Here is a 3,070-nt window from a genome sequence, read left to right as displayed (position 1 = left end):
GTGTGTGTTAAATAATGTATACTGAAATAGGAAATTTGTTACAAAACTATGTGAGGGTGAGAGAATATGAAACTATTAAATAATATTTATTCTACCCATTACAATGATATTAAAAATATCCTATTAGATGCAGATGAGCTTAAGATAATAAGCCCATTCTTAATGGAGTCATTTGATGATTTCTTTAGTCAATTAAATGGAAAGAGTATCAAACGTATTTCGTTGATAACTACATTAAAAGATAATAATCCTGACTTATTAAAAAAGTCAAACTCACTTTATTCCTTTTGCCTAAATTGTAAAAAAAATAATATTAGTTACAGTGTTCATATCGACAATAAGTTACATGGAAAGATATACATATCCTTAAAGTCAGGAACACCGTTACAAGGTATAATTACTTCCGCTAATTTTACTAATTCTGGATTAGAAAATAATCATGAATGGGGAGTGCTAATTGACGATATTAATCAATTATTAAAATTGATTAATGAAATAAAGAGTGTTGAAAGCAGAGCCTTATCCTCTAATGAATTAGAGGAAGTGATAAAAAAGATAGATACTTTTTCGCAAGCATTTATTATTCCTAAAGAATCAAAAATAAGTTTAATTGTAAGCGATATAATCAATAAAGGACGGCATAAAGTTACAGCTGATAAGCGATATTTTATTAAGCCTGTAGGTGTGTCTGACGAACCTTTTTCTGAACATAGAAAGCTATCAACTGATATACAGGAGCTCCATTTCTCTAAAAGAAAACCTGTTGCTGTAAGAGAGGAAGATATCCTAATCTGTTATGGTGTAGGAACAGCTAAGCTTCTGGGTTATTTTGAAGTTATTGAAGGTCCTTATTATTTGGAAGGAACATCTAGTAGATGGCCTTGGGAAGTAAAAGCAAAAAACCTTTGTCCGGAATATAGCGAAAGATGGAGTATGTTTAATAATACTATTTCTACTATTCAAGCTTCATACGACTCATTATTAACAATTACAAAAAATAATGATGGGAGAACTCTTAGGGCTTTGAATTTTGGGGCTGATAAAATTCAATTAACTGAAGGATTTGCTAGCCATGTTATTAATATTATTGAGGATTCAGTATAAAAAAATAAGCGTATATGGAAGTTTATTTAGCTCTTATTTTAACAGCTAGATGTATTTGGGGGATATTATGATAAATATAATTAATATGAAGTAAGATAATATGATGAGAATGACCAAACATCTGAACGAAAAGAAATACTACTCAGATGAGCCTGAGGGCTTAAAATTTCAATTTTCTTCACTAGATTTTATTGAGCCAGCTGGAGCAATCATATTTCTTTCTATGATTGATAGATTAAAGGAAGATACCATTCCTTATGAAATGGAACCGATAGATAACTTGAATAGAGAGGCCATATCTTACGGGGAAACCATGGGGATTTTTCAAAAGTTAGGACTCTCAGATGCTCATTCATTTAGCCAAGGAAGCAATTACATTGCACCAACTAAAGTAGTATTAGCTGAACTTTTTGATTCATTACATTCTCAAGGAAAATCAGTTGAAATCTACTATGATGAGATTGCAACTGAAATAGTTGGAAAAATATTAAGGGACATTGGAATGGGAAATAATGATGTTGTTAAGGACTTATTTGAATTTGTTGTTAGAGAAATGATTAGAAATATCTTTGACCATTCCAAAACAAAACATTTTTACTATGGTTCCCAACTATACCCAGCTGCGAACAGTGTAGAAGTAGTAATTGCCGATTTAGGGTTGGGGTTGCTTAGAACTATTCCTTTTGATATTGAAGAAACATGGTTTGATGAACCGACACACGAAGATGCTATTAGAAAAGCAATGATACCAGGACTTTCTGCGTTATCAAATCATGCGTATGCTCCAGAGGATTATAAAAACTCGGGATATGGTCTTGCACTTGTAAAAAGAATTGTTGAAAGAACTAACGGTTACTTTAGTATTGCTTCGGGGAAGAAAACTATAACTTATAGCCTTTCAGGAGAATCTGTAGAAGATTGTGATATTAAAGGTACATTGATTAGAATGAGAATTAACTTGGATAGATTAAATACGATTGATTTTGATGAGATGTTAGAAGATGCTAAAACAGAAGCTTCTTGTAAGGGATATAGCACCTCTCCTTCTACAGCTTCTCAAAAATTAAAGAGTCAGGGAGTGTAGGTTATTACTGGTTTTATCACAAAGAAGGGGGGATAATCTTTTTTTGATTTTGTTAAATTTTAGAGAGAGATGTTTTGAAAGGAGTAATGTAAATGATTATAAAAAATAGACCTGAAGTTAGATATGCTCTTTGGCAAGCTCATCAAAGACGCTGTACGATTTGTTTAGAAGATTTATTTAATTATTCTGATTTAGAAATCGATCATATCATACCTGAAGCGACATTTAAAAATAAACAAAGAGTAACAGAAGTTATAAAAGATTTAAATTTAACATCAAATTTTGATTTTAATGGTTTAGAAAATTTAAGACCAGCTCACCATAAATGTAATAATGATAAAAGAGACAATGAATTGCCAGATGAAATTAGAATGCGTTTATTAAGGCGTGCACAAGGAAAGATAAAAGATGTAAGAAAGTATATTAAGAAATTTGAAGAAGAAGCAAAATATGCACTTAGCTTAGAAATTATTAGAAAGCAATTAAATGAAGGACAGATTACACTTGAGGAATATGTTGATCGTATAAATAATCATATAGCAGATTTTGGAGTAGAGGATTATAGGAGTTATTCAAGTAATGGAAAGTTCTTGAGATATAAAAATAAAACAGTAATTTTAGAAGGCTATCTTCCTGCTATAGGAGAAAATAAAGGTACATGTTTATTTACATTTAATAGTTTTTATATTCGAGGAACTAATATCAGTTTAGGATATAAAGAAATACTAAGTGAATTATATCCAGGGAATAATACACCTATAGATTTTGAACTGAGACGCTATATTGTAGCAAAACTAGACGAAAATAATTATATTATTCAATTAGGTAATTCAAGATTCAATTTAAGTTATGAAGAAGTGTTTAATCTCTGTAATGTTATAG

3 protein-coding genes are annotated in these 3,070 nt (G+C 30.5%); all 3 read left to right on the top strand.

Features of this window, described 5'->3' with window-relative positions; all coding sequences use genetic code 11:
* Positions 1-66 precede the first annotated feature (66 nt).
* On the top strand, positions 67-1,104 hold the full coding sequence (locus V7024_RS21520; protein WP_335523726.1) for a restriction endonuclease PLD domain-containing protein: 1,038 nt from the start codon (positions 67-69) through the stop codon (positions 1,102-1,104).
* Between the two features lie 100 nt (positions 1,105-1,204).
* Entirely contained in the window at positions 1,205-2,188 is a 984-nt protein-coding gene (locus V7024_RS21515) for an ATP-binding protein (protein WP_335523723.1), read from the top strand.
* Positions 2,189-2,280: 92 nt separating this feature from the next.
* Positions 2,281-3,070 (top strand): HNH endonuclease (locus V7024_RS21510; protein WP_335523720.1); only part of this gene is annotated, 790 nt, incomplete at its 3' end.

Origin of the sequence: Bacillus sp. JJ864 (assembly GCF_036963045.1) — a bacterium.
GTDB lineage: Bacteria > Bacillota > Bacilli > Bacillales > Bacillaceae_G > Bacillus_A > Bacillus_A pseudomycoides_C.
Note: the sequence above shows the minus strand (reverse complement) of the source record. Positions and strands in the feature narration are given on the sequence as shown.